General features: G+C 67.1%; 21 protein-coding genes. 18 read left to right on the plus strand and 3 right to left on the minus strand.

The window, feature by feature from the left end:
• Positions 1–152 precede the first annotated feature (152 nt).
• From QO015_RS20720 to QO015_RS20740, 5 genes are all read left to right on the plus strand, one after another.
• Positions 153–947, plus strand: a complete 795-nt coding sequence (locus QO015_RS20720; RefSeq protein WP_266284050.1) for a thymidylate synthase — start codon at positions 153–155, stop codon at positions 945–947.
• 23 nt (positions 948–970) lie between these two features.
• A complete protein-coding gene (locus QO015_RS20725) occupies positions 971–1,975 on the plus strand; it encodes a DUF4424 domain-containing protein (protein ID WP_266284051.1) in 1,005 nt (334 codons plus the stop codon).
• A gap of 9 nt (positions 1,976–1,984) precedes the next feature.
• Positions 1,985–2,470 carry a GNAT family N-acetyltransferase gene (locus QO015_RS20730; protein ID WP_266284053.1) on the plus strand — a complete coding sequence of 162 codons (486 nt, stop codon included), beginning with the start codon at positions 1,985–1,987 and terminating at the stop codon, positions 2,468–2,470.
• A gap of 97 nt (positions 2,471–2,567) precedes the next feature.
• Complete coding sequence (locus QO015_RS20735; protein ID WP_266284054.1) at positions 2,568–3,026, plus strand: MarR family winged helix-turn-helix transcriptional regulator; 459 nt, start codon at positions 2,568–2,570, stop codon at positions 3,024–3,026.
• Positions 3,027–3,070: 44 nt separating this feature from the next.
• A complete protein-coding gene (locus tag QO015_RS20740; RefSeq protein ID WP_266284056.1) occupies positions 3,071–3,484 on the plus strand; it encodes a DUF1398 domain-containing protein in 414 nt (137 codons plus the stop codon).
• A 5-nt stretch (positions 3,485–3,489) separates the two neighbouring features.
• Here the strand turns inward: QO015_RS20740 and QO015_RS20745 are convergent, their stop codons facing one another.
• Entirely contained in the window at positions 3,490–4,332 is an 843-nt protein-coding gene (locus QO015_RS20745; RefSeq protein ID WP_266284058.1) for a COG3904 family protein, read from the minus strand.
• Between the two features lie 214 nt (positions 4,333–4,546).
• Here QO015_RS20745 and QO015_RS20750 point away from each other — a divergent pair, with 214 nt between their 5' ends.
• The 8 genes from QO015_RS20750 (at position 4,547) to solA (ending at position 12,278) form a co-directional block, all read left to right on the plus strand.
• On the plus strand, positions 4,547–5,893 hold the full coding sequence (locus QO015_RS20750) for an APC family permease (RefSeq protein WP_266284059.1): 1,347 nt from the start codon (positions 4,547–4,549) through the stop codon (positions 5,891–5,893).
• A gap of 72 nt (positions 5,894–5,965) precedes the next feature.
• Complete coding sequence (locus tag QO015_RS20755; RefSeq protein WP_266284060.1) at positions 5,966–6,502, plus strand: TIGR00645 family protein; 537 nt, start codon at positions 5,966–5,968, stop codon at positions 6,500–6,502.
• Complete coding sequence (locus tag QO015_RS20760) at positions 6,489–7,037, plus strand: dihydrofolate reductase (RefSeq protein WP_266284061.1); 549 nt, start codon at positions 6,489–6,491, stop codon at positions 7,035–7,037. Before QO015_RS20755 ends, QO015_RS20760 begins: the two co-directional genes overlap by 14 nt.
• A 138-nt stretch (positions 7,038–7,175) precedes the next feature.
• A complete protein-coding gene (hflK, locus tag QO015_RS20765) occupies positions 7,176–8,333 on the plus strand; it encodes an FtsH protease activity modulator HflK (protein ID WP_266284062.1) in 1,158 nt (385 codons plus the stop codon).
• A complete protein-coding gene (gene hflC / locus QO015_RS20770; RefSeq protein ID WP_266284063.1) occupies positions 8,333–9,319 on the plus strand; it encodes a protease modulator HflC in 987 nt (328 codons plus the stop codon). Before hflK ends, hflC begins: the two co-directional genes overlap by 1 nt.
• 14 nt (positions 9,320–9,333) lie before the next feature.
• Positions 9,334–9,519 carry a DUF2065 domain-containing protein gene (locus QO015_RS20775; RefSeq protein WP_266284064.1) on the plus strand — a complete coding sequence of 62 codons (186 nt, stop codon included), beginning with the start codon at positions 9,334–9,336 and terminating at the stop codon, positions 9,517–9,519.
• A gap of 90 nt (positions 9,520–9,609) precedes the next feature.
• Positions 9,610–11,130, plus strand: coding sequence for a DegQ family serine endoprotease (locus QO015_RS20780; protein ID WP_266284065.1), 1,521 nt, complete (start codon positions 9,610–9,612; stop codon positions 11,128–11,130).
• Positions 11,131–11,156: 26 nt separating this feature from the next.
• Positions 11,157–12,278 carry an N-methyl-L-tryptophan oxidase gene (solA, locus tag QO015_RS20785; protein ID WP_266284066.1) on the plus strand — a complete coding sequence of 374 codons (1,122 nt, stop codon included), beginning with the start codon at positions 11,157–11,159 and terminating at the stop codon, positions 12,276–12,278.
• Between the two features lie 34 nt (positions 12,279–12,312).
• Here the strand turns inward: solA and QO015_RS20790 are convergent, their stop codons facing one another.
• Entirely contained in the window at positions 12,313–12,855 is a 543-nt protein-coding gene (locus tag QO015_RS20790; protein ID WP_266284067.1) for a GNAT family N-acetyltransferase, read from the minus strand.
• On the minus strand, positions 12,852–13,751 hold the full coding sequence (gene serB / locus QO015_RS20795) for a phosphoserine phosphatase SerB (RefSeq protein ID WP_266284068.1): 900 nt from the start codon (positions 13,749–13,751) through the stop codon (positions 12,852–12,854). Before serB ends, QO015_RS20790 begins: the two co-directional genes overlap by 4 nt.
• Between serB and miaA the strand changes: the two genes are divergently transcribed.
• The 5 genes from miaA to QO015_RS20820 all read left to right on the plus strand — a co-directional run bounded on the left by miaA (position 13,750) and on the right by QO015_RS20820 (position 18,782).
• Positions 13,750–14,664, plus strand: coding sequence for a tRNA (adenosine(37)-N6)-dimethylallyltransferase MiaA (gene miaA, locus QO015_RS20800; protein WP_266284069.1), 915 nt, complete (start codon positions 13,750–13,752; stop codon positions 14,662–14,664). The genes serB and miaA overlap by 2 nt on opposite strands.
• 107 nt (positions 14,665–14,771) lie before the next feature.
• Positions 14,772–15,041, plus strand: coding sequence for a hypothetical protein (locus tag QO015_RS20805; RefSeq protein WP_266284070.1), 270 nt, complete (start codon positions 14,772–14,774; stop codon positions 15,039–15,041).
• 355 nt (positions 15,042–15,396) lie between these two features.
• Positions 15,397–17,163, plus strand: coding sequence for an acetolactate synthase 3 large subunit (locus QO015_RS20810; RefSeq protein WP_266284071.1), 1,767 nt, complete (start codon positions 15,397–15,399; stop codon positions 17,161–17,163).
• Between the two features lie 87 nt (positions 17,164–17,250).
• The gene (ilvN, locus tag QO015_RS20815) at positions 17,251–17,790 is read left to right on the plus strand and encodes an acetolactate synthase small subunit (protein WP_370877440.1); all 540 of its coding nucleotides are present in this window, start codon (positions 17,251–17,253) and stop codon (positions 17,788–17,790) included.
• Positions 17,791–18,092: 302 nt separating this feature from the next.
• Positions 18,093–18,782 carry a TetR/AcrR family transcriptional regulator C-terminal domain-containing protein gene (locus QO015_RS20820; RefSeq protein WP_370877477.1) on the plus strand — a complete coding sequence of 230 codons (690 nt, stop codon included), beginning with the start codon at positions 18,093–18,095 and terminating at the stop codon, positions 18,780–18,782.
• Positions 18,783–18,789: the final 7 nt, after the last annotated feature.

Raw genomic sequence — 18,789 nt, forward strand, 5'->3', positions numbered from 1 at the left:
GGGCTTCCGGCTCGGCGAAGGCTGGCCGACGGCGGTCGAGGATGCCAGCATAAGCTGTGCGAATCGACATCGGCGCCGGACGATGAGTCGCGCGCCGGTGCCGGTCTGTCCTATACCCGACGCCGCTGGGCTGGCTGACAGGGGATGTTGCGATGCGCCAATATCATGACCTGATGCGGCTCGTCCTCGCGACGGGCGCGGTCAAGACCGACCGGACCGGCACCGGCACGCTGTCCGTGTTCGGCCATCAGATGCGCTTCGATCTGGCCGACGGCTTCCCGCTGCTGACGACCAAGAAGTTGCATGTGCGCTCGATCATCCACGAGCTGCTGTGGTTCATCTCCGGCGACACCAACATCCGCTATCTCAACGAGAACGGCGTCACGATCTGGGATGAGTGGGCTGACGAGAACGGCGATCTCGGCCCCGTCTACGGCAAGCAGTGGCGCTCCTGGCCGGCACCGGATGGGAGCACGATCGACCAGCTCGGCAAGGTGGTCGAGATGATCCGCCGCACGCCGGATTCGCGTCGCCTCGTCGTCTCGGCCTGGAACCCGGCAGAGATCGAGGCGATGGCGCTGCCGCCATGCCACATGATGTTCCAGTTCTATGTCGCCGACGGGCGTCTCTCCTGCCAGCTCTACCAGCGCTCGGCCGATATCTTCCTCGGCGTGCCGTTCAACATCGCCTCCTATGCGCTGCTGACGATGATGGTGGCGCAGGTGACGGATCTCGTGCCCGGCGATTTCGTACACACGCTCGGCGACGCGCATCTCTATTCGAACCATCTGGAACAGGCGCGGCAACAGCTGGAGCGCACGCCGAAGCCGCTTCCGGTCATGAAGCTCAATCCGGCGGTCAGGCGGCTCGAGGACTTCCGCTACGAGGATTTCGAGCTCGTCGGCTACGCGCCCGACGCCGCCATCCGCGCGCCGGTCGCGGTCTAGTTTCGGGGAGAGGGGGAGGGGCCATGCGTCGCGGGGGACTGCTGTTCATCATGCTGGCGGTGGCCGCGGGCCCCGCGCTCGCCAACGATTCGACCGCAGAACTCGGGGCCGGCGGCCTCGTCTATGTGACGACCGAGGCGATCGCCATGACCTCGGAGGATCTTTTCATCTCGATGGACGAGGTTCGCGTCCGCTACACCTTCGAGAACAAGTCGGACCGCGACGTGACGACGCTCGTCGCCTTTCCGATGCCGGACATCAAGGGCGCGCTCGATTTCATCGAGGCGGTGCCGGTCGACGATCCGGTGAACTTCCTCGGCTTCCGGACGACGGTCGACGGCAAGCCGGTCGAGGCAAAGGTACAGCAGCGGGCTTCGGCGCTCGGCATCGACCAGACCGCGTTCCTCACCGCGCTCGGCATTCCGCTTGCTCCCCAGCTCGACGCGACGCGCGCGGCGCTCGACAAGCTGCCGCAGGACCAGTGGCAAGGCCTGATCGACCGGGGCCTCGCGATTCCCGACGAGTTCGACGCCGGCAAGGGCTGGGAAAAACACCTGGCGCCGAACTGGATGCTTTCGACCGCCTTCTACTGGGAGCAGGTCTTTCCGGCCGGAAAGACGGTGATCGTCGAGCACAGCTATCACCCGAGCGTCGGCACGACGGCCGGCACGTCGGTCACCCAGCCGCAGTTCGGTACGAGCGATTGGGACAAGCAATACAAGGACCGCTTCTGCATCGAGGACAGCTTCATCAAGGGCGCCAGGAAGGCAGCGGCCGGCCGCGCCGAGGACGACTATCTGATGGAGTTCCGCATCGAATATATCCTCAAGACGGCGGCGAACTGGGCCGGCGGGATCGATCGCTTTCACGTGACGATCGACAAGGGCAAGCCCGGCAATCTCATCAGTTTCTGCGGGACCGGCGTCAAGAAGACGGGGCCGACCACCTTCGAAATGAGCGCCGAGAATTTCTATCCCGAGCGCGACCTCGACATCCTGATTCTCGCGGGCGCCAAGAGTACGAAGTGAGGCGCGCGGATGAGTGAGGATCGCTGCCAGATTCGGGCCGCGCGGCCGGGCGACGCGGCGCTGATCCATCGCTTCGTCGCGGCGCTCGCCGCCTATGAGAAGCTGTCGCACGAGGCCGAAGCCACCGTCGCGGATTTCGACACCGCGCTGTTCGGCGAGAGCCCGCGTGTGTTCTGCGAGATCGCGAAATGGGACGGCGAGCCGGTCGGCTTCGCGCTCTGGTTCCACACTTTCTCCACCTTCCGGGGCCGGCACGGCATCTATCTCGAAGATCTCTTCGTGCTGCCCGAGGCCCGCGGGCGCGGCATCGGCAAGGCGCTGCTCAAGCACCTCGCGCGCCGCTGCATCGAGGACGGGCTCGCCCGCTTCGAGTGGTCGGTCCTCGACTGGAATGCGCCCTCGATCGCTTTCTACGAGGCGCAGGGCGCGACGGTGATGCGCGAATGGCTGCGCTGCCGCGTCGACGGCGAGGCGCTCCGGTCACTCGGAACCTGAACGACCAATCGGTATGGGCCGCAGCCAGCTCGGGCGACAAACTTGTTGACTAGGAAACAAGACTGAACTAGTTTCCTAGTCAACAAAGAGGCCTCGCATGTCCGACGACCAGGCATCAAAACTGACCGCGCATCTCGGCTACTGGCTGCGCTTCGTCTCCAATCATGTATCGCAGGCCTTCGCGCGCAAGGTCGAGGCGCGCGGCGTCACGGTGGCGGAATGGGTCGTGATGCGCGACCTTTTCGATATCGAGGCCATGGCGCCGAGCCGGCTGGCGGAGCGTATCGGCATGACGCGCGGTGCGATCACCAAGCTGGCCGACCGGCTGATCGCCAAGGATCTCGTGGCGCGCGCCGACGATCCGGCCGACGGCCGGGCCCAGACGCTGGCGCTGACGCCGGCGGGGAGGGCGCTGGTGCCCGAGCTCGCTGCGCTCGCCGACGCGAATGACGACGAGTTCTTCGGGGCTCTGCCCCCTGAGGAACGCGCCGCGATCACCCGCATCCTGCGCGGGATCGTCGAGCGGCGCGGTCTGACACGCGTTCCGGTCGATTAGCGCCGGAACATTCCGATCATTGATGGAAGACGAGGAGGGCTCGCATGAGCGCCGACTGGAAGACTGTTGCCCGCTCCGCGCTGGAGGGCTCCGAAACCGACAGCATGAGCTTCCCGGAAGGCGTGAAGCTGCTCATCAAGGCCGGATTCGATGGCTACACCGTCGATTTCCGCCGCTCCGTCCGCACCTACTACCGGCCCGACGGCGAGACCTTCGAACTCGCGGCGGAGCCTACGCAGCCCGTCGCCGAGCGCTTCGACGCCGCCACCGTCCGCGAGGCGATCCGCGAAGCGCAATCGGGCGTGGCCGGATACACCTATCGCGGCTTCTGCGCCAAGGTCGCGCAGGCGGGATGCGCCGGCTATCTCGTTTCCTTCCCCGGCCGCCGCGTGCTTTACTTCGGCCGCACCGCCGAGACGCATACCGAGCTGTTTCCGGGCGCGGCGAAGGTGGATTGAGGGCTCTACTGCCCCTGGATATGCTCGGGAGAGAGTTTCAGCACCTCCTGGGCTCGCCTGATGGCCTCGGCATTCGCTCTCGCCTCAGCCTCGGCTGCTGATCTTGCCGCCCGGTTGGCCTTGGCATCTGCAGCGGCGCGCGGCGCCACATCAGTTGCCGCCCGCCTTGCTTCCGCTGCCGCCTCGGCTTCGGCGCTTGCTCTTGCCTTGGCCTCGGCGGCTGTCTCGGCCGCCGCTCCGTCGTCCGGGGAGGGCTGATCGCGCAGCGATGACGCCTGCTTGTCGCCTGTGCGTTCGATCCCAAGCCGCGCAATCTCATCGGCCGAGAAGGCGTGCATGTCGTCCGGCGGCGTCCTGAACATGATCGACATGACTTCGGGCGGAGTACCGAAGCGGACGAGGAAGTCGATGACATCGGCGATCGCCGTCTGGGCGGACGCCATGTCGTCTTCCGGGCCGCTGATCTGATGCACGCCGAGTTCGCCGAGGGCCGACCGTTCGGCACCCGCCATGAAGATGTACGCGCAGGCCGAATGACACTCGGCCCCCGCCGGAATGATGGTCTTCATCGAACGGTTGTAGATGTCGTCCGCGATGAGCAGCGCCGTCGTCGTGTCGCCGCCGGGGCTGTTCAGCGCAAGGGTCTTCGCATTCGGCGCGGCGGCCAGCACGCGCCGGAAATCGAGCGCGGAGCGGGTCGTGATCTCGCCGTCGAGCAAGATGATCGCGGTCGCGCCGTCCTGAATGATGAAGGGGCCGTATGTCCGGCTCGCGGGCTGGGCCAACCCGGGTCCGATGCACAGCGCACACGCGATCAGGCCGATCAGTCTCGTCTTCCGCCGCGCCATGGCCCTTCCCTCTGCGGCCGCAGAATGCACCCGGAGGCGATTGTCCACAAGGTTCGTCACGGCTCAGTCCGGCCATGGCGGCGGTCCGGCGGGAGGCTTGGCGCCCGAAGTCGCCATATTCCAGCACGAGCCGCGCCATGTAGCAAATTTCCGCCATTGCGGGCCGGTCCGGTCGGCCCGATAAGGGCCGCGGCAAGGCGGCATGGGGACGGGGATGGCCAAGCTCAAGCGGAATCTCGGCGCGATCGAGGCCATCGGCCTGTCGCTCTCGGTGATGGCCCCGACGATGGGGATGGCGCTCAACGTCACGCTCGCCGCCGGGGCTGCGGGCACAGCGGCGCCGCTCGGCTTCGCGGTCGGAACGGTTGTCGTCGCGGTGGTCGGCCTCTCCTTCGTCTTCTTCTCCAGCCGCATCACCAGCGCCGGCTCCAGCTATGCCTATATCGGCGAGACATTCGGTCCCCGGGCCGGCTTCATCGCCGGCTGGTGCATGCTGCTGCTCTATATCGCCGGGGGCTCCGGAAGCGCGGCGCTGTTCGGCAGTTTCCTCCGCGCGGCTTTGGCGGATCATGGCGTCGACATCGGCGGCTGGTGGCTCGCACTCGGCGTCGGCGCGCTGGGCCTCGCCACTCTGTTCGGCTGGCGCGACATGAGCGTCGCCAGCCGGCTGATGCTGATCCTGGAACTCTCCTCGATCACGGTCATCGTCTATCTCGGCATCCGCATCCTGATCGCCGTGGGCGGTGCCGAGGGGCTGAGCGCGGCACCGTTCCGGCCGGATCCGAGCATCGGCTGGTGGGGCATCGGCTATGCCGTAGTGTTCGCGGTGCTGTCCTTCGCCGGTTTCGAAGCTGCCACCACCCTGGCCGAGGAGACCCGGCTGCCCGGCCGGGCGATCCCGCTGGCGCTGGTCGGGTCGGTGGTGCTGGCCGGCGTGTTCTTCGTCTTCGCCTCCTATATCCAGGTCGTCGGCTTCGGGCTCGACAATGTGAAGGCACTCGTCGCGAGCGAGGCGCCCCTCAACACGCTGGCGCTGAAGTTCGGCACGCTCAGGATGGCGACGGCCCTTGATATCGCGACCTCGGTGTCGGCGCTCTCCTGCGTCATCGGCACGGTCTCGGCCGGAGCGCGCATGCTGTTCGTGCTGGGCCGGGCCGGACTTTCCGCCCGCGCCGCCACGGTGAGCCCGGTGCACGGAACGCCGTCCGTCTCGGTCGGGATCGTCGGCGTGCTGATGCTGGCGGGGCTGCTTTGCTGGGCGCCGCTGATCGGGCCGACCGACTATTACGACAGCGTCGGCACGATCGGCGTCCTGGCCCTGATCGTCGCCTATATGGGCGTCACCGCCGCGGCGGCTCTCCAGGCTCTTCGCAGCGGCAGCCGGCTCTGGCTGGCGCTCGGCGTCCTGGGCACGCTCGCGATGGCCTGGCCGCTTTACAACGCTGTCTTTCCGGTGCCGGCATTCCCCGCCAACCTCTGGCCCTACATCGTGCTCGGCTGGATCGCGCTCGGGGCGGCGTTGCTGGTCGCAAGACCGGGGATCGGTCGCAGCGAGCCCTAGCCGCGCCGCTGACGCTTTCCTATATTGCGGGGTGTGCGGCGTCGGCGCCGCCGGAGAGATGGAGGCCCGTTCTTGCGATCCCTCGAAAGCTTCATCGAGCGCGTGATTCTCGCGAGTCGATGGGTTCTCGTCGTGTTCAATCTGGGCCTTGCGGCCGCTCTCGTCCTCTACGCCTTCGCGTTCATCTACAAGTTCGCGAAGCTGGTCGGCAGCGTCACCACCCTCGACGACGGCGACATGATCCTCGCCATGCTCGGCCTCATCGACGCCGCGCTGGTTGCCAGCCTGCTCGTGATGGTGATGATCTCGAGCTACGAAAACTATGTCAGCCGCCTCGACAATGTCGACGTGCAGCTTTCATGGCTCGGCAAGCTCGATTCCGGCAGTCTCAAGATCAAGGTGGCGTCGTCCATCGTCGCCATTTCGTCGATCCACCTGCTGCAGATCTTCCTGAATGCCAACCAGTACGACAACATGAAGATCATGTGGTACACGATCATGCACATGGCTTTCGTCGTATCGGCACTTCTGCTCGGCGTTCTCGACCGGATCACCGCCAAGAGCGATCCCGCCAAGGGCGGCAAGAGCGGTGCCTATGGCCAGCCCTGACGGCGACCCCTTCCGCCTTTCGCTCATCGCCGCCGTCGCCCGCAACGGCGTGATCGGCAATGACGGCGCGATGCCGTGGAAGCTTTCCACCGACCTCAAGCGCTTTCGCTCGATCACCACCGGCAAGCCCGTCATCATGGGCCGGCGGACCTGGCAGTCGATCGGCCGGCCGCTGCCCCAGCGCGTCAACATTGTCGTGACGCGCGAGCCTGGTTTCGCGGCGCCGGGCGCTGTCGTCGTGCCGACGCTCGATGCGGCGCTTTCGGCTGCGATCGCTGCTGCGGCGGCTTCCGACGTGGTCGAGGCGATCGTCATCGGCGGCGGTGAAATCTATCGCGCGCTGCTGCCTCGGGCGGAGCGGCTCTACATCACCCATGTCGACCTGGAGCCCGCAGGCGACGTGACCTTTCCGGCGATCGATCCGTCGAGATGGCACGAAGTGTCGTCGGAAGCGGTCGCCGCGGGCCCTTCCGACAGCGCGGCAACGCGTTTCGTCGTTTACGAACGCACCGATCCCGCGGCAGCTTCACGTTGACAGCGCTGGTGCTTGACCCCACTTCTGGCGGCGGCGTGGCCGTGCGGACCGCGGCGGCAGACTTGCCGCTCGCTTCGCACGCGACGCCCCTCCCGGCCGGCCGATGCCTGCCGCTCAACCATGGACGAAGGAGCTGATATGCCCTGGAGCAACCAGACGGGCGGCGGATGGAGGGGGAGCAACAACAACAACAATGGCGGGCCATGGGGGCAGGGTCCCCGCGGCAACGGCCCCAATCCGCCTGATCTCGAGGAACTCCTTCGCCGCAGCCAGGACAAGCTTCGTCGCGTTCTCCCCGGCGGCGGAGGCAGGGGCGGCGGGTCCGGATCCGGTTCCTTCAATCCCGTGCTGGTGCTGATCGCGGCCGCGCTGGTGGTCGCCTTCGTCGGCTACAACTTCTTCACCTTCCGCGTCGAACCCGACGAGCAGGGCGTGGTGCTGCGCTTCGGCAAATATGTCCGCGATGCGCGCCCCGGCCTCAACCTTCGCTGGCCGTATCCGATCGAGACCGTCTACACCCCGCAGGTCACGCGCGTGAACCGCATCACGATCGGTTCGGCGCAGGAAGGCTCCAATGCCGGCCGGACCATCCCGCAGGAGAGCCTCATGCTCACCGGGGACGAGAACATCGTGGATATCGATTTCGCGGTGTTCTGGGTGATCAACAATGCCCGCGACTATCTCTTCAACATCCAGAATCCTGAGGGGACCGTCCGCGCCGTGGCCGAAAGCGCCATGCGCGAGGTGATCGGCCGCTCCGATATCCAGCGCGTCCTCACCGAGGACCGCCTCAGCATCCAGAACACGGTGCAGTCGCTGATGCAGGAGAAGCTGAACCAGTACAAGTCCGGCATCCAGGTGACGCAGGTCCAGCTTCTGACGGTGGCACCGCCGCCTGAAGTCATCGACGCCTTCCGCGACGTTCAGGCCGCTGCGCAGGACCAGGAACGTCTGCGCAACGAAGCCGAGACCTATGCCAACCGCGTGATCCCGAATGCCCGCGGCCAGGCTGCGCAGGTTGTGCAGGCGGCGACAGCCTATCGCGACCAGACCGTCGCAGAGGCGCAGGGCCAGGCGGCCCGCTTCTCCAAGGTCTACGACTCCTACGCCGCGGCGCCCGCCGTGACGCGCGAGCGCATCTATCTCGACACGCTCGCGGACATCTTCGGCAGCACCGACAAGGTGGTGATCGACCAGAAATCAGGCGGTGTCGTGCCCTATCTGCCGTTGCCCGCGCTCAGTGGCGCGGCTCCGGCGGCCAACCAGACCGGACAGAGCGGCCAGGGGGCGCAGTGATGAGAAGCGGTTTCTTCGGTGGCCTCGGCCTCGTCATCCTCGTCGTCCTCGCGGTCATCGCCTGGTCGAGCCTGTTCGTCGTCAGCCAGACCCAGCAGGCTCTGGTGCTGCGCTTCGGCAACCCAATCAACGTGATCACGGAGCCCGGTCTCTATGTGAAGGCGCCTCTGATCGACAATGTCGTGATGATCGACAAGCGCGTGCTCGATATCGACGCGCCGCCGATCGAGGTCATCGCGCGTGATCAGAAGCGTCTGGTGGTCGACGCGTTCGGGCGCTATCGCATCACCGATCCGCTGCTGTTCTTCCAGGCCGCTGGCTCGATCGAAGCGGCGGAATCGCGCCTTTCGGTGATCCTCAATTCGGCCATCCGCGGCGCGGTCGGCCAGATGGAGTTCGCCAATATCGTGCGCGAGGGGCGCGCCGGGCTGATGGAGTCCATCACGCGGCAGGTCAACGCCGAAGGGCGCCAGCTCGGCGTCGACGTCATCGACGTCCGGATCCGCCGCGCCGACCTGCCGGCCGAAAACAGCCAGGCGGTGTTCCAGCGCATGCAGACCGAGCGTCAGCGCGAGGCGACGGATATCCGTTCGCGCGGCGAGCAGGAGGCACGCACCATCCGCGCTCAGGCCGACCGCCAGGCGACCGTCATCGTCGCCGAAGCGAACCGTCAGGCCGACGAGCTGCGCGGCGAGGGCGAGGCGCAGGCCAACGGCATCTTCGCCACGGCCTTCAATCGCGATCCCGACTTCTTCGCCTTCTTCCGCTCGATGGAGGCGTATCGGGAGGGCCTGAAGGGTGAGAACACGCGCATCGTGATTTCGCCGGATATGCCGTTCTTCCGCTACCTCACGCAATCGCCTGTGGCGAGCGGATTGGGCGGAGCGGTTGTTCCCGCGCCTGCGGCGGCGCCTGCTGCCTCGGTCGCGCCTCCGCCGCCCGCTCCGGCGGCGCCGGCCGCCGCTCCGCAGCCGGCCCAGCCGTAACGGGCGGGGCGGCCATGGATGATCTCGTGGCCGCCCTCGGTCTCGTGCTCGTCATCGAGGGCGTGCTCTATGCGAGCGCGCCCCCGCTGGCCAAGGCGATGATGAAACGGGGGATCGAAGCCCCCGACGGACAGTTGCGGGCGCTCGGACTCTTTCTGCTCGCGGCGGGCGTCGGCATCGTCTGGCTCGCCCGGACGTGATCGCCGCGGGAGTTGCGGGCCGCAGCGCACGCGGCTCATATGGAGCTGTGGCTTCCGGCGCGCCGGCGGTCCGACAGGGAGACCGGGACGATGGAACATGAGCGCCATCCGGCAAAGGCCCGGCGGCATCGAGTGATCGGCTTCGCCGCGCGCCTGGCGCTCGGCCTTCTGGTGGTCGCGGCGCCGCTCGGCGCACTTCCCGCGCGCGCCAACGGTCCGGACTCGGTCGCCGACCTTGCCGAGGGCCTGCTCGATTCCGTCGTCAACATCTCGACTTCGCAGACTGTCGAAGGGACACGCGGCCTGCCTGCGCCGTCGACGCCGGACGGACTGCCGTTCCAGGAATTCTTCAACGATTTCTTCAAGAAGCCGAAGGGCGGCGCCGACAGCGAGCCCCCCAAGCGGCGCGTGCAGTCGCTCGGCTCAGGCTTCGTGATCGATGCTTCCGGCATCATCATCACAAACAACCACGTCATCGAGGACGCCGACGAAATCGTCGCGAACTTCTCCGACGGCTCGAAGTTGACCGCGACGTTGATCGGCAAGGACGAGAAGACCGATATCGCCGTCCTGCAGGTCAAGCCGAACCCGTCCAAGCCGCTCAAGGCGCTGCGCTTCGGCGATTCCGACAAGATGCGGGTCGGCGACTGGGTGATGGCGATCGGCAACCCGTTCGGCCTCGGCGGAACCGTAACGATCGGCATCGTCTCGGCCCGCAATCGCGACATCAATTCCGGCCCCTACGACAACTTCATCCAGACCGACGCCGCCATCAATCGCGGCAATTCGGGCGGCCCGCTGTTCAACATGGACGGCGAGGTCATCGGCATCAACACGGCGATCATCTCGCCCTCCGGCGGCTCGATCGGCATCGGCTTCGCCATCCCCTCCGATGCGGCGATGCATGTCATCGACCAGCTGCGGCAGTTCGGCGAGACGCGTCGCGGCTGGATCGGCGTGCGCATCCAGCAGGTGACGGACGAGATCGCCGAGAGCCTTTCCATGGGCCCGGCGCGCGGCGCGCTGGTCGCGGGCGTCACTGAAAAGGGACCTGCCGCCGAGGCGAAGATCGAGCCCGGCGACGTCATCGTGTCGTTCAACGGCAAGCCGATCACCGAGATGCGCGACCTGCCGCGTCTCGTGGCGGACACCTCGATCGATCAGACCGTCGATGTCGTCGTGGTCCGCAAGGGCGCCGAGCTGACGCTGAAGATCAAGGTCGGCCGGCTCGCCGAGGCGGAGGAAGCGGCGGCTGCCGCCGAGGAGGAAGCCGGGAAGGAGGCGCCGCCCGCGGCCCCGGCTGCGCCCGAGGCGCCCGTGCTCGGCCTGTCCCTCTCCGAGATCACCGACGCGCTCCGCAGCCAGTACACGATCGGCAAGGATGTGGGCGGCGTCGTGATCACCGCTGTTACGCCCGGCAGCAACGCGGCCGACAAGGGTGTGCTCGCGGGAGAGGTCATCGTCGAGGTGGCGCAGGAGCCGGTCGCGAAGCCCGAGGATGTCACCGCGCGGCTCGATGCGCTGAGGAAGGACGGGCGCAAGGTCGCGCAATTCCTGATCGCGAATTCGGCCGGCGAGCTGCGCTTCGTCTCGCTGTCGATCGATCCCTGACGGCAGCGCGTCGGGTGAGGGCGAGCGTGGCGCATGACGTCATCGTGGTCGGGCTGGGCGGCATGGGCTCCGCCGCCTGCTGGCAACTGGCCCGGCGGGATGTCCGCGTGCTCGGCATCGAGCGCTTCGACATCGGTCACCAGATGGGCTCATCACATGGGCTCAACCGGATCATCCGCCTCGCCTATTTCGAGCACCCCGCCTATGTGCCGCTGCTGAGGCGCGCCTATTCGTTGTGGCGTGAGGCGGAACAGCTCTCCGGCGAGCAGCTTCTCTTCGTCACCGGCTCGCTCGATATCGGTCCGGAGGGCTCGCGCGTCGTCGAGGGCTCGCTGGCGTCGTGCGCCGAACATGGCCTCGAGCATGCCTTGCTCGACGCCGGAACCGTCCACACGCGCTTCCCCGGCTATCGTTTGCCGCCGGGCTTTTCCGCCGTGTACCAGGGCGACGGCGGCTTCGTCGCTTCGGAGCGCGCGATCCTTGCCCATCTGCAGATGGCGTCGGCGGCCGGCGCGGAGCTTCATGCCCGCGAGCGGGTGATCGCCATCGAGCCGCGCGCCGGCGGCGTCGCGGTCGTGACCGACCAGGCGCGATACGAGGCGGGCCGCGTCATTGTCTCGGCCGGCGCCTGGATCGCCGATCTCGTTCCGGCGCTGGCCGGCAAAGCGGTGCCCGAGCGGCAGGTGCTGGGCTGGTTCCAGCCCAAGCGGCCGGAGCTCTTCATGCCGGACCGCTTCCCGGTCTCGAACCTCCTCGCCGAGGAAGGACACCTCTACCAGTTCCCGATCTGGGGCATTCCCGGCTTCAAGATCGGCGTTTATCACCATCTCCACGAGAGCGGTCACGCCGACGCTCTCTCGCGCGAGCCAACGGCACGCGACGAGGCGCTGCTCCGCTCGGTCGTCGGGCGCTATTTCCCCGAGGCCGACGGTCCGCTGCTGCGGCTCGGCGTCTGCCTCTTCACCAATGTCGAGGACGAGCATTTCGTGATCGACACGGCCCCGGGTGCCGAGGAGGTCATCGTCGCCTCGCCCTGTTCCGGCCACGGCTTCAAATTCGCTTCGGTCGTCGGCGAGATCCTTGCCGACATCGCGACCGGCAAGACGCCGCCCTTCGATCTCTCGCTGTTCTCGCTCGACCGGCTGTAGGGCTCACTCTGTCTCACACGTCGCGAGGGGAGACCTAAGCCCGGAAATCCTCGGTCTTCAGGCGGTAGAGCTCATGCGGGCGGAGCGGATGGCCTTCGGCGAGGCCCGGATGCTCGAAGTCGCCCGACGCGTCGTAGGTCATGCCGAGCCGCTCCATGACGCGGCGCGAAGGGATGTTGTTCACATAGGTGAAGGCGACGATCTCGGTCAGCGCCAACGTGCCGAAGCCATAGGCCAGCCAGCCGCGCGCGGCTTCCTGCGCATAGCCCTTGCCCCAATGGTTCTTCGCGAGCCGCCAGCCGACTTCGACCGCTGGCGCGGATGGATATTCCGGCTTCACCGGCGCCATGCCGACCACGCCGACCAGATCGCCGCTGGCCTTTTCCTCCACCGCCTGGAAGCCGAACCCGGTATCGGCCATCGCCGCGACGCGCTCGATATAGGCTGCCGTTTCCTCCCGCGTGAACCGCGCCGGAAAAAAGCGCATTACCTCGGGGTCGGCGTTGAGTGCCGCGAAGGGTTCGAGATCGCGCGCCTCCCAAGGGCGGAGGATCAGCCGGTCCGTTTCGGCTCTCATGCTGCGAACTCCGCTTTGCGATACCCCTGCGCAAACAGAAGCGCGGTCAGGTCCGTATGGTTGATGCGCGCGTCGGCCTCGGCCGCGACCTTCGGCTTCGCATGATAGGCGACTCCGAGCCCGGCGGCGCGGATCATCGCGAGATCGTTGGCGCCGTCGCCGATCGCCAGCGTCTCGTGACGCTCGAGCTTCAGACGGCGGGCGAGTTCCATCAGCGCGGAGAGCTTCGCCTCCTGGCCGAGGATCGGCTCCTCGACGCGGCCGGTCAGCACGCCGTCCTCTGCGACGAGGCGGTTGGCGCGGTTCTCGTCGAAGCCGATCATGGCCGCGACCGGGCCCGTGAAGAGCGTGAAGCCGCCAGAGACGAGCGCGCCATACCCGCCATGTGCGCGCATGGTGCGGATCAGCGCCTGCCCGCCCGGCGTCAGGCGAATGCGTGTCGCCAGCACCTCGTCGATCACCGAGAGCGGCAGGCCCTTCAGCAGCGCGACGCGCTCGCGCAGGGCCGGCTCGAATTCGATCTCGCCGCGCATTGCCCGCTCGGTGATCGCGGCGACATGCGGCTTGAGCCCCACCATGTCGGCGAGCTCGTCGATGCATTCCTGGCCGATCATGGTCGAATCCATGTCGGCGACAATCAGCCGCTTGCGGCGGTAGGCCGCCGGCTGCACGACGATGTCGACCGGCCGGTCGCCGGCCATCGCCTCCAGTCGCGCCGCGAGGCCCGGCTCGGGCGGGAACGAGACGTCGGCGGCTTCACCCTCGGCGAGCCAGTCCGGCCAGCCGGCGCCGGGAAGGCGCGACGCCTCGGCGACGAGGGCGGCGAGGGCTGCGCCCGCTTCCGGCCGTGCTATGAACGTGGCGACCAGCGGATCGGAGGCGACGGGAGCGCTCATGCAGGACCTTGGCATCGCTGAAGGGGCGGAAACCGGCGGCGGCCGGCGCGCCGTCCTGATAGCGGGGCCGACCGCGAGCGGCAAGTCGGCGCTGGCCCTTGCGCTCGCGGAAGAGCTCGAGGGCACGATCATCAACGCCGATTCCATGCAGGTCTATGACGGGCTCAGGATCCTCTCCGCGCGGCCGACTCCGGAAGAAGAGGCGCGTGCGCCTCATCGCCTCTATGGCCATGTGCCGCCCTCCGAGCGCTATACGGTGGCGCGCTGGCTTGCCGACGCGACGGTGGCGATCGCGGCGGCGCGGGCGGAAGAGCGGGTGCCGATCGTCGTCGGTGGCACCGGGCTCTATTTCAAGGCGCTGACCGAAGGTATCGCCGCCGTCCCGCCGATTCCCGATGAGTTGCGGACCCGCCTCGCGGCGGAAGCGGCGGAGAGCGGCATCCCTGCGCTGCATGCCCGCCTTGCGCTGCTGGATGCAGAAGCTGCTACGCGCCTCTCGCCAAATGACACGACGCGTGTTCTCCGCGCGCTGGAAGTGATCGAGGCGACCGGGCGGCCGCTTGCCGACTGGCAGAGGGACGCCGGCTCGCCGCCGGTGATCGATCTCGCCGAGGCGCGCGCTATCGTCCTCGAGCCGGATCGCGCCGAACTCTATGCCCGCATCGACCGCCGCTTCGACCTCATGGTCGCCACCGGCGCCCTGGAGGAGACCCGCGCGCTCATCGCCCGCGGCCTCGACCCGTCGCTTCCCGCGATGAAGGCGATCGGAATCCGCGAATTCTCCGCCTATCTAGAAGGCACGCTCTCGCTCGAAGACGCGATCGCCAGGGCCAAAATGGAGTCGCGGCGTTACGCCAAGCGTCAGGGGACGTGGTTCAGGAACCAGATGGGAGGATGGGGGCGGGGCGGCTGACGGGCACTGAAATGTCGGTGCCAATCTGCGCTCGTCCATCTTGTTCTGGTGGCTGACCATCGCGACGTTACGCTTAACGGGAACGCTGGCCTTGGGAGCATAACGCAATGAAATCGCTGACACACACACGCCTCGCATCCGCCACAGGCGCCAAAGCCTTGGGTGCCAAGGCGACAGGCGCCACGGCTGTCGGTTCCGCCGCCATTGGTGCCTCCGCGCTGGGGGCATTCGCGATTGGCGCGCTGGCGATCGGGGCCGTTGCCATCGGGGCGCTCGCCATAGGGCGGCTGCGGATCCGCGCCGCGCGGATCGATTCCCTTTCTGTCGGAACGCTGACCGTCGACCGGCTCGTCATTCGCTCGCGGGAAGAGCGATAGACCACGCCCGCACATTTGCGCGGGTAGCAACCGCGATCTCGCGGACCGCTATGGCGTCGTCAGACAACAAACCGCAAGCCTGCCGGGCTTTCGCGCAATTTCCTTTCTCGCGCCCGCTTGACGGCGGCGGCGGATGCGCGTAATCGTCACGAACTTCGAATGGGAGACCGCCGGACATGATCCGCGCCAGCATCGTAGTACTTATGGAGCGCACTTGCTGATGGCCTGAAAGCCGTCACGATAGCGAGTGCGCGAAATCGGGGCCCTTTCGGGGCCTTTTTTATTGGCCGAATGAACACCAGAAGACCCTAGAAACGGACCCGATCGAGACGCGGTCCGGCACGGAGCAAACGAGATGACACGGCAGATGACGGGCGCGGAAATGGTCGTCCAGGCGCTGATCGACCAGGGCGTCGAGCATCTTTTCGGCTATCCGGGCGGCGCCGTACTCCCGATCTATGACGAGATCTTCCAGCAGGACAAGCTCGAGCACATCCTCGTCCGCCACGAGCAGGCGGCCGGCCATGCGGCCGAGGGCTATGCGCGCTCGACCGGCAAGGTCGGCGTCGCGCTGGTGACCTCCGGCCCCGGCGCCACCAACATGGTGACGCCGCTGACCGACGCGCTGATGGACTCCATCCCGATGGTCTGCATCACCGGCCAGGTCGCGACCCATCTCATCGGCTCGGACGCCTTCCAGGAGGCCGATACGGTCGGCATCACGCGGCCCTGCACCAAGCACAACTGGCTGGTCAAGGACGTCAACGACCTCTCGCGCATCCTGCACGAGGCCTTCTATGTCGCGCGCTCCGGCCGTCCCGGCCCGGTCGTCGTCGACATCCCCAAGGACGTCCAGTTCGCGACCGGCACCTATGAGGGTCCGGCCCGCGTCGCGCACAAGACGTATCATCCGCAGACCAAGGGCGACGATCGAGCCATCCGGGCCGCGGTCGAGATGATCGCCAAGGCGAAGCGGCCGATCTTCTATACCGGTGGCGGCGTCATCAATTCCGGCCCCGACGCGACGCGGCTGCTGCGCGAATTCGTCCGCGAGACCGGCTTCCCGATCACCTCGACGCTGATGGGCCTCGGCGCCTACCCGGCCTCCGACCGGCAGTGGCTCGGCATGCTCGGCATGCACGGCACCTTCGAGGCCAACAATGCGATGCATGATTGCGATGTCATGATCGCCGTCGGCGCGCGGTTTGACGACCGCATCACCGGCCGCCTCGACGCCTTCTCGCCGGGCTCGAAGAAGATCCATATCGACATCGACCCATCTTCAATCAACAAAAACGTGCATGTCGATATCGGCATCATCGGCGATGTCGCCAGCGTGCTCGGGGAGATGCTGACGGCCTGGCGGGCCGGCAAGCACGCGGCCGAGCAGGCGGCGCTCAAGACCTGGTGGGGCGAGATCGAGCGCTGGCGTGGCCGGCGGAGCCTCGGCTATCGCCAGAGCGGCCAGACCATCATGCCGCAATATGCGATCGAGCAGCTCTACAAGAAGACGCTCGGCCGCGACGTCTACATCACGACCGAGGTCGGCCAGCACCAGATGTGGGCGGCGCAGTATTTCGGCTTCGAGGAGCCGAACCGCTGGATGACCTCGGGCGGTCTCGGCACCATGGGCTATGGCCTGCCGGCGGCGCTCGGCGTCCAGGTCGCCCATCGCGACGCGCTGGTCATCGACATCGCTGGCGACGCCTCGATCCTCATGAACATGCAGGAGCTGTCGACGGCCATCCAGCACGAGCTGCCGGTCAAGGCCTTCATCCTCAACAACCAGTATATGGGCATGGTGCGCCAGTGGCAGCAGCTGCTGCACGGCAACCGGCTGTCGCATTCCTATACGGATGCGCTGCCCGATTTCGTGAAGCTCGCCGAGGCCTATGGCGCGGTCGGCATCCGGGCGGAGAAGGTCTCCGATCTCGATGGTGCGATCGACGAGATGATCTCGGTCAAGCGGCCGGTGCTGTTCGATTGCCGCGTCGCCAATCTCGCCAACTGCTTCCCGATGATCCCCTCGGGCAAGGCGCATAACGAGATGCTGCTGTCCGAGGATGCCACCGACGAGGCGATCGCCACCGCGATCGACGAGGAAGGCAAGGCCCTGGTCTGAGGAAGTTCGTCGCTCTGCCTTCTCCTCCGGGAGAGGGTAGGGGCGATGGCCTTCCGGCCGAGGATTGAACGCAAAGGAGCAATGACGATGCAGCCCGGATCCGTCTACGCGATCAAGGAGGGCAAGGACGCCGTGGAGCAGCACACGCTGTCGATCCTGGTCGACAACGAGCCGGGCGTGCTGGCGCGTGTCATCGGCCTTTTCTCGGGCCGCGGCTACAATATCGAGAGCCTCACGGTCTCCGAGACGGAGCACCAGAAGCACCGCTCGCGCATCACGATCGTCACGACCGGCTCGGCGCAGGTGATCGACCAGATCAAGGCGCAGCTCGGCCGCCTCGTCCCGGTACACCGCGTCATCGACCTGACGGTCGACGGCAAGGCTATCGAGCGTGAGCTGATGCTCATCAAGGTACGCGGCTCGGGCGATCATCGCTCCGAAGCGCTGCGCCTCGCCGAGGCTTTCCGGGCGCGCGTCATCGATGCGACGACGGAGAGCTTCGTGTTCGAGCTCACCGGCAAGACCGACAAGCTCGACCAGTTCATCGTGCTTATGCAGCCGCTTGGCCTCGTGGAGGTGTCGCGCACCGGCATCGCCGCCATCGCCCGCGGCCCCGAGGCGACCTGACAGCGCCTATGTTCTGAATCTGGTCCCCTTCGGATTTCTAGCCGAAATCCGCGGGGGATCGTCGGGCTCGCCCGGCTGGACGGCCAATCCGTCGTTCCCCTTCACCAGAATCCCGCACATCTCGCCGTTTCCGTCGCACGACAGGAGCGCGAAGCAAAGGCCGATCGGTCAAACTTGACCTTGCGGCCGCAACTCGATACCAAGACGCGAACCGTACGGTACGGTACGCTGCAACGCAGCATTGGTGCTCCGGCGTGGCCTTCAGGGCAGCGGGCGGGGCGGGGAGTGGGCGTTTGAATCTCATCGCGACGAGCGAGACGCAGGGAGAGGGCCATTCGGCGCGGCGCAATGCCGTGCTCGAAAGCGCGCTCGCGCTGCTCGTCGAGGGCGGGGAGCGCGCGCTGACCACGGCCGGCGTCGCCCGCGCCGCCAACTGCTCCAAGGAAAGCCTCTACAAGTGGTTCGGTGATCGCGACGGGCTGCTCGCGGCGATGATCACCTTCCAGGCCTCGAAGGTGCGTGCCGAGCCGCAGCCGGTCGGCGCCAGGGGGCTGCCCGCTCTGCGCGCGCAGCTCGTCGGAATCGCGACCAATCTACTGAGGGTGCTCGCCGGCGACGTCTCGATCGCGCTCAATCGTCTGGCCATCGGCAAGGCGCATCGCGACGCCGCCGATCTCGGCCAGCTTGTGCTCGATCACGGCCGCCGCCCCATCGAGACGCGTCTTTCGGCCCTGCTTGAGGCCGGGCGCGACGCCGGGCTCATCGCCTTCGACGACACGCGCGAGGCCTATGCGACACTCTACGGCCTCGTCGTGCGCGACATGCATGTCCGCCTGCTGCTCGGCGAGCCGAAGCAGCCCTTCTCGCCCGCTGCGCGGGCCGAGCAGGCGGTCGACCAGTTCCTGCGCCTCTTCGGCGCGGAGGAAACCACCGGTCCGGCGCGGGAGCGCACCGGTTCCGGTTCACCGAACAACGCTCCAAACACCCCATAGGGATGGA

The organism is Kaistia geumhonensis, from assembly GCF_030815145.1.
Lineage (GTDB): Bacteria > Pseudomonadota > Alphaproteobacteria > Rhizobiales > Kaistiaceae > Kaistia > Kaistia geumhonensis.

Excerpts from the sequence above, each read along its gene's own strand:
- QO015_RS20720 (WP_266284050.1), top strand. The coding sequence starts at position 153 with ATGCGCCAATATCATGACCTGATGCGGCTCGTCCTCGCGACGGGCGCG.
- QO015_RS20725 (WP_266284051.1), top strand. The coding sequence starts at position 971 with ATGCGTCGCGGGGGACTGCTGTTCATCATGCTGGCGGTGGCCGCGGGC.
- QO015_RS20730 (WP_266284053.1), top strand. The coding sequence starts at position 1,985 with ATGAGTGAGGATCGCTGCCAGATTCGGGCCGCGCGGCCGGGCGACGCG.
- QO015_RS20735 (WP_266284054.1), top strand. The coding sequence starts at position 2,568 with ATGTCCGACGACCAGGCATCAAAACTGACCGCGCATCTCGGCTACTGG.
- QO015_RS20740 (WP_266284056.1), top strand. The coding sequence starts at position 3,071 with ATGAGCGCCGACTGGAAGACTGTTGCCCGCTCCGCGCTGGAGGGCTCC.
- QO015_RS20745 (WP_266284058.1), bottom strand. The coding sequence starts at position 4,332 with ATGGCGCGGCGGAAGACGAGACTGATCGGCCTGATCGCGTGTGCGCTG.
- QO015_RS20750 (WP_266284059.1), top strand. The coding sequence starts at position 4,547 with ATGGCCAAGCTCAAGCGGAATCTCGGCGCGATCGAGGCCATCGGCCTG.
- QO015_RS20760 (WP_266284061.1), top strand. The coding sequence starts at position 6,489 with ATGGCCAGCCCTGACGGCGACCCCTTCCGCCTTTCGCTCATCGCCGCC.
- hflK (WP_266284062.1), top strand. The coding sequence starts at position 7,176 with ATGCCCTGGAGCAACCAGACGGGCGGCGGATGGAGGGGGAGCAACAAC.
- hflC (WP_266284063.1), top strand. The coding sequence starts at position 8,333 with ATGAGAAGCGGTTTCTTCGGTGGCCTCGGCCTCGTCATCCTCGTCGTC.
- QO015_RS20775 (WP_266284064.1), top strand. The coding sequence starts at position 9,334 with ATGGATGATCTCGTGGCCGCCCTCGGTCTCGTGCTCGTCATCGAGGGC.
- QO015_RS20780 (WP_266284065.1), top strand. The coding sequence starts at position 9,610 with ATGGAACATGAGCGCCATCCGGCAAAGGCCCGGCGGCATCGAGTGATC.
- QO015_RS20790 (WP_266284067.1), bottom strand. The coding sequence starts at position 12,855 with ATGAGAGCCGAAACGGACCGGCTGATCCTCCGCCCTTGGGAGGCGCGC.
- miaA (WP_266284069.1), top strand. The coding sequence starts at position 13,750 with ATGCAGGACCTTGGCATCGCTGAAGGGGCGGAAACCGGCGGCGGCCGG.
- serB (WP_266284068.1), bottom strand. The coding sequence starts at position 13,751 with ATGAGCGCTCCCGTCGCCTCCGATCCGCTGGTCGCCACGTTCATAGCA.
- QO015_RS20805 (WP_266284070.1), top strand. The coding sequence starts at position 14,772 with ATGAAATCGCTGACACACACACGCCTCGCATCCGCCACAGGCGCCAAA.
- QO015_RS20810 (WP_266284071.1), top strand. The coding sequence starts at position 15,397 with ATGACACGGCAGATGACGGGCGCGGAAATGGTCGTCCAGGCGCTGATC.
- ilvN (WP_370877440.1), top strand. The coding sequence starts at position 17,251 with ATGCAGCCCGGATCCGTCTACGCGATCAAGGAGGGCAAGGACGCCGTG.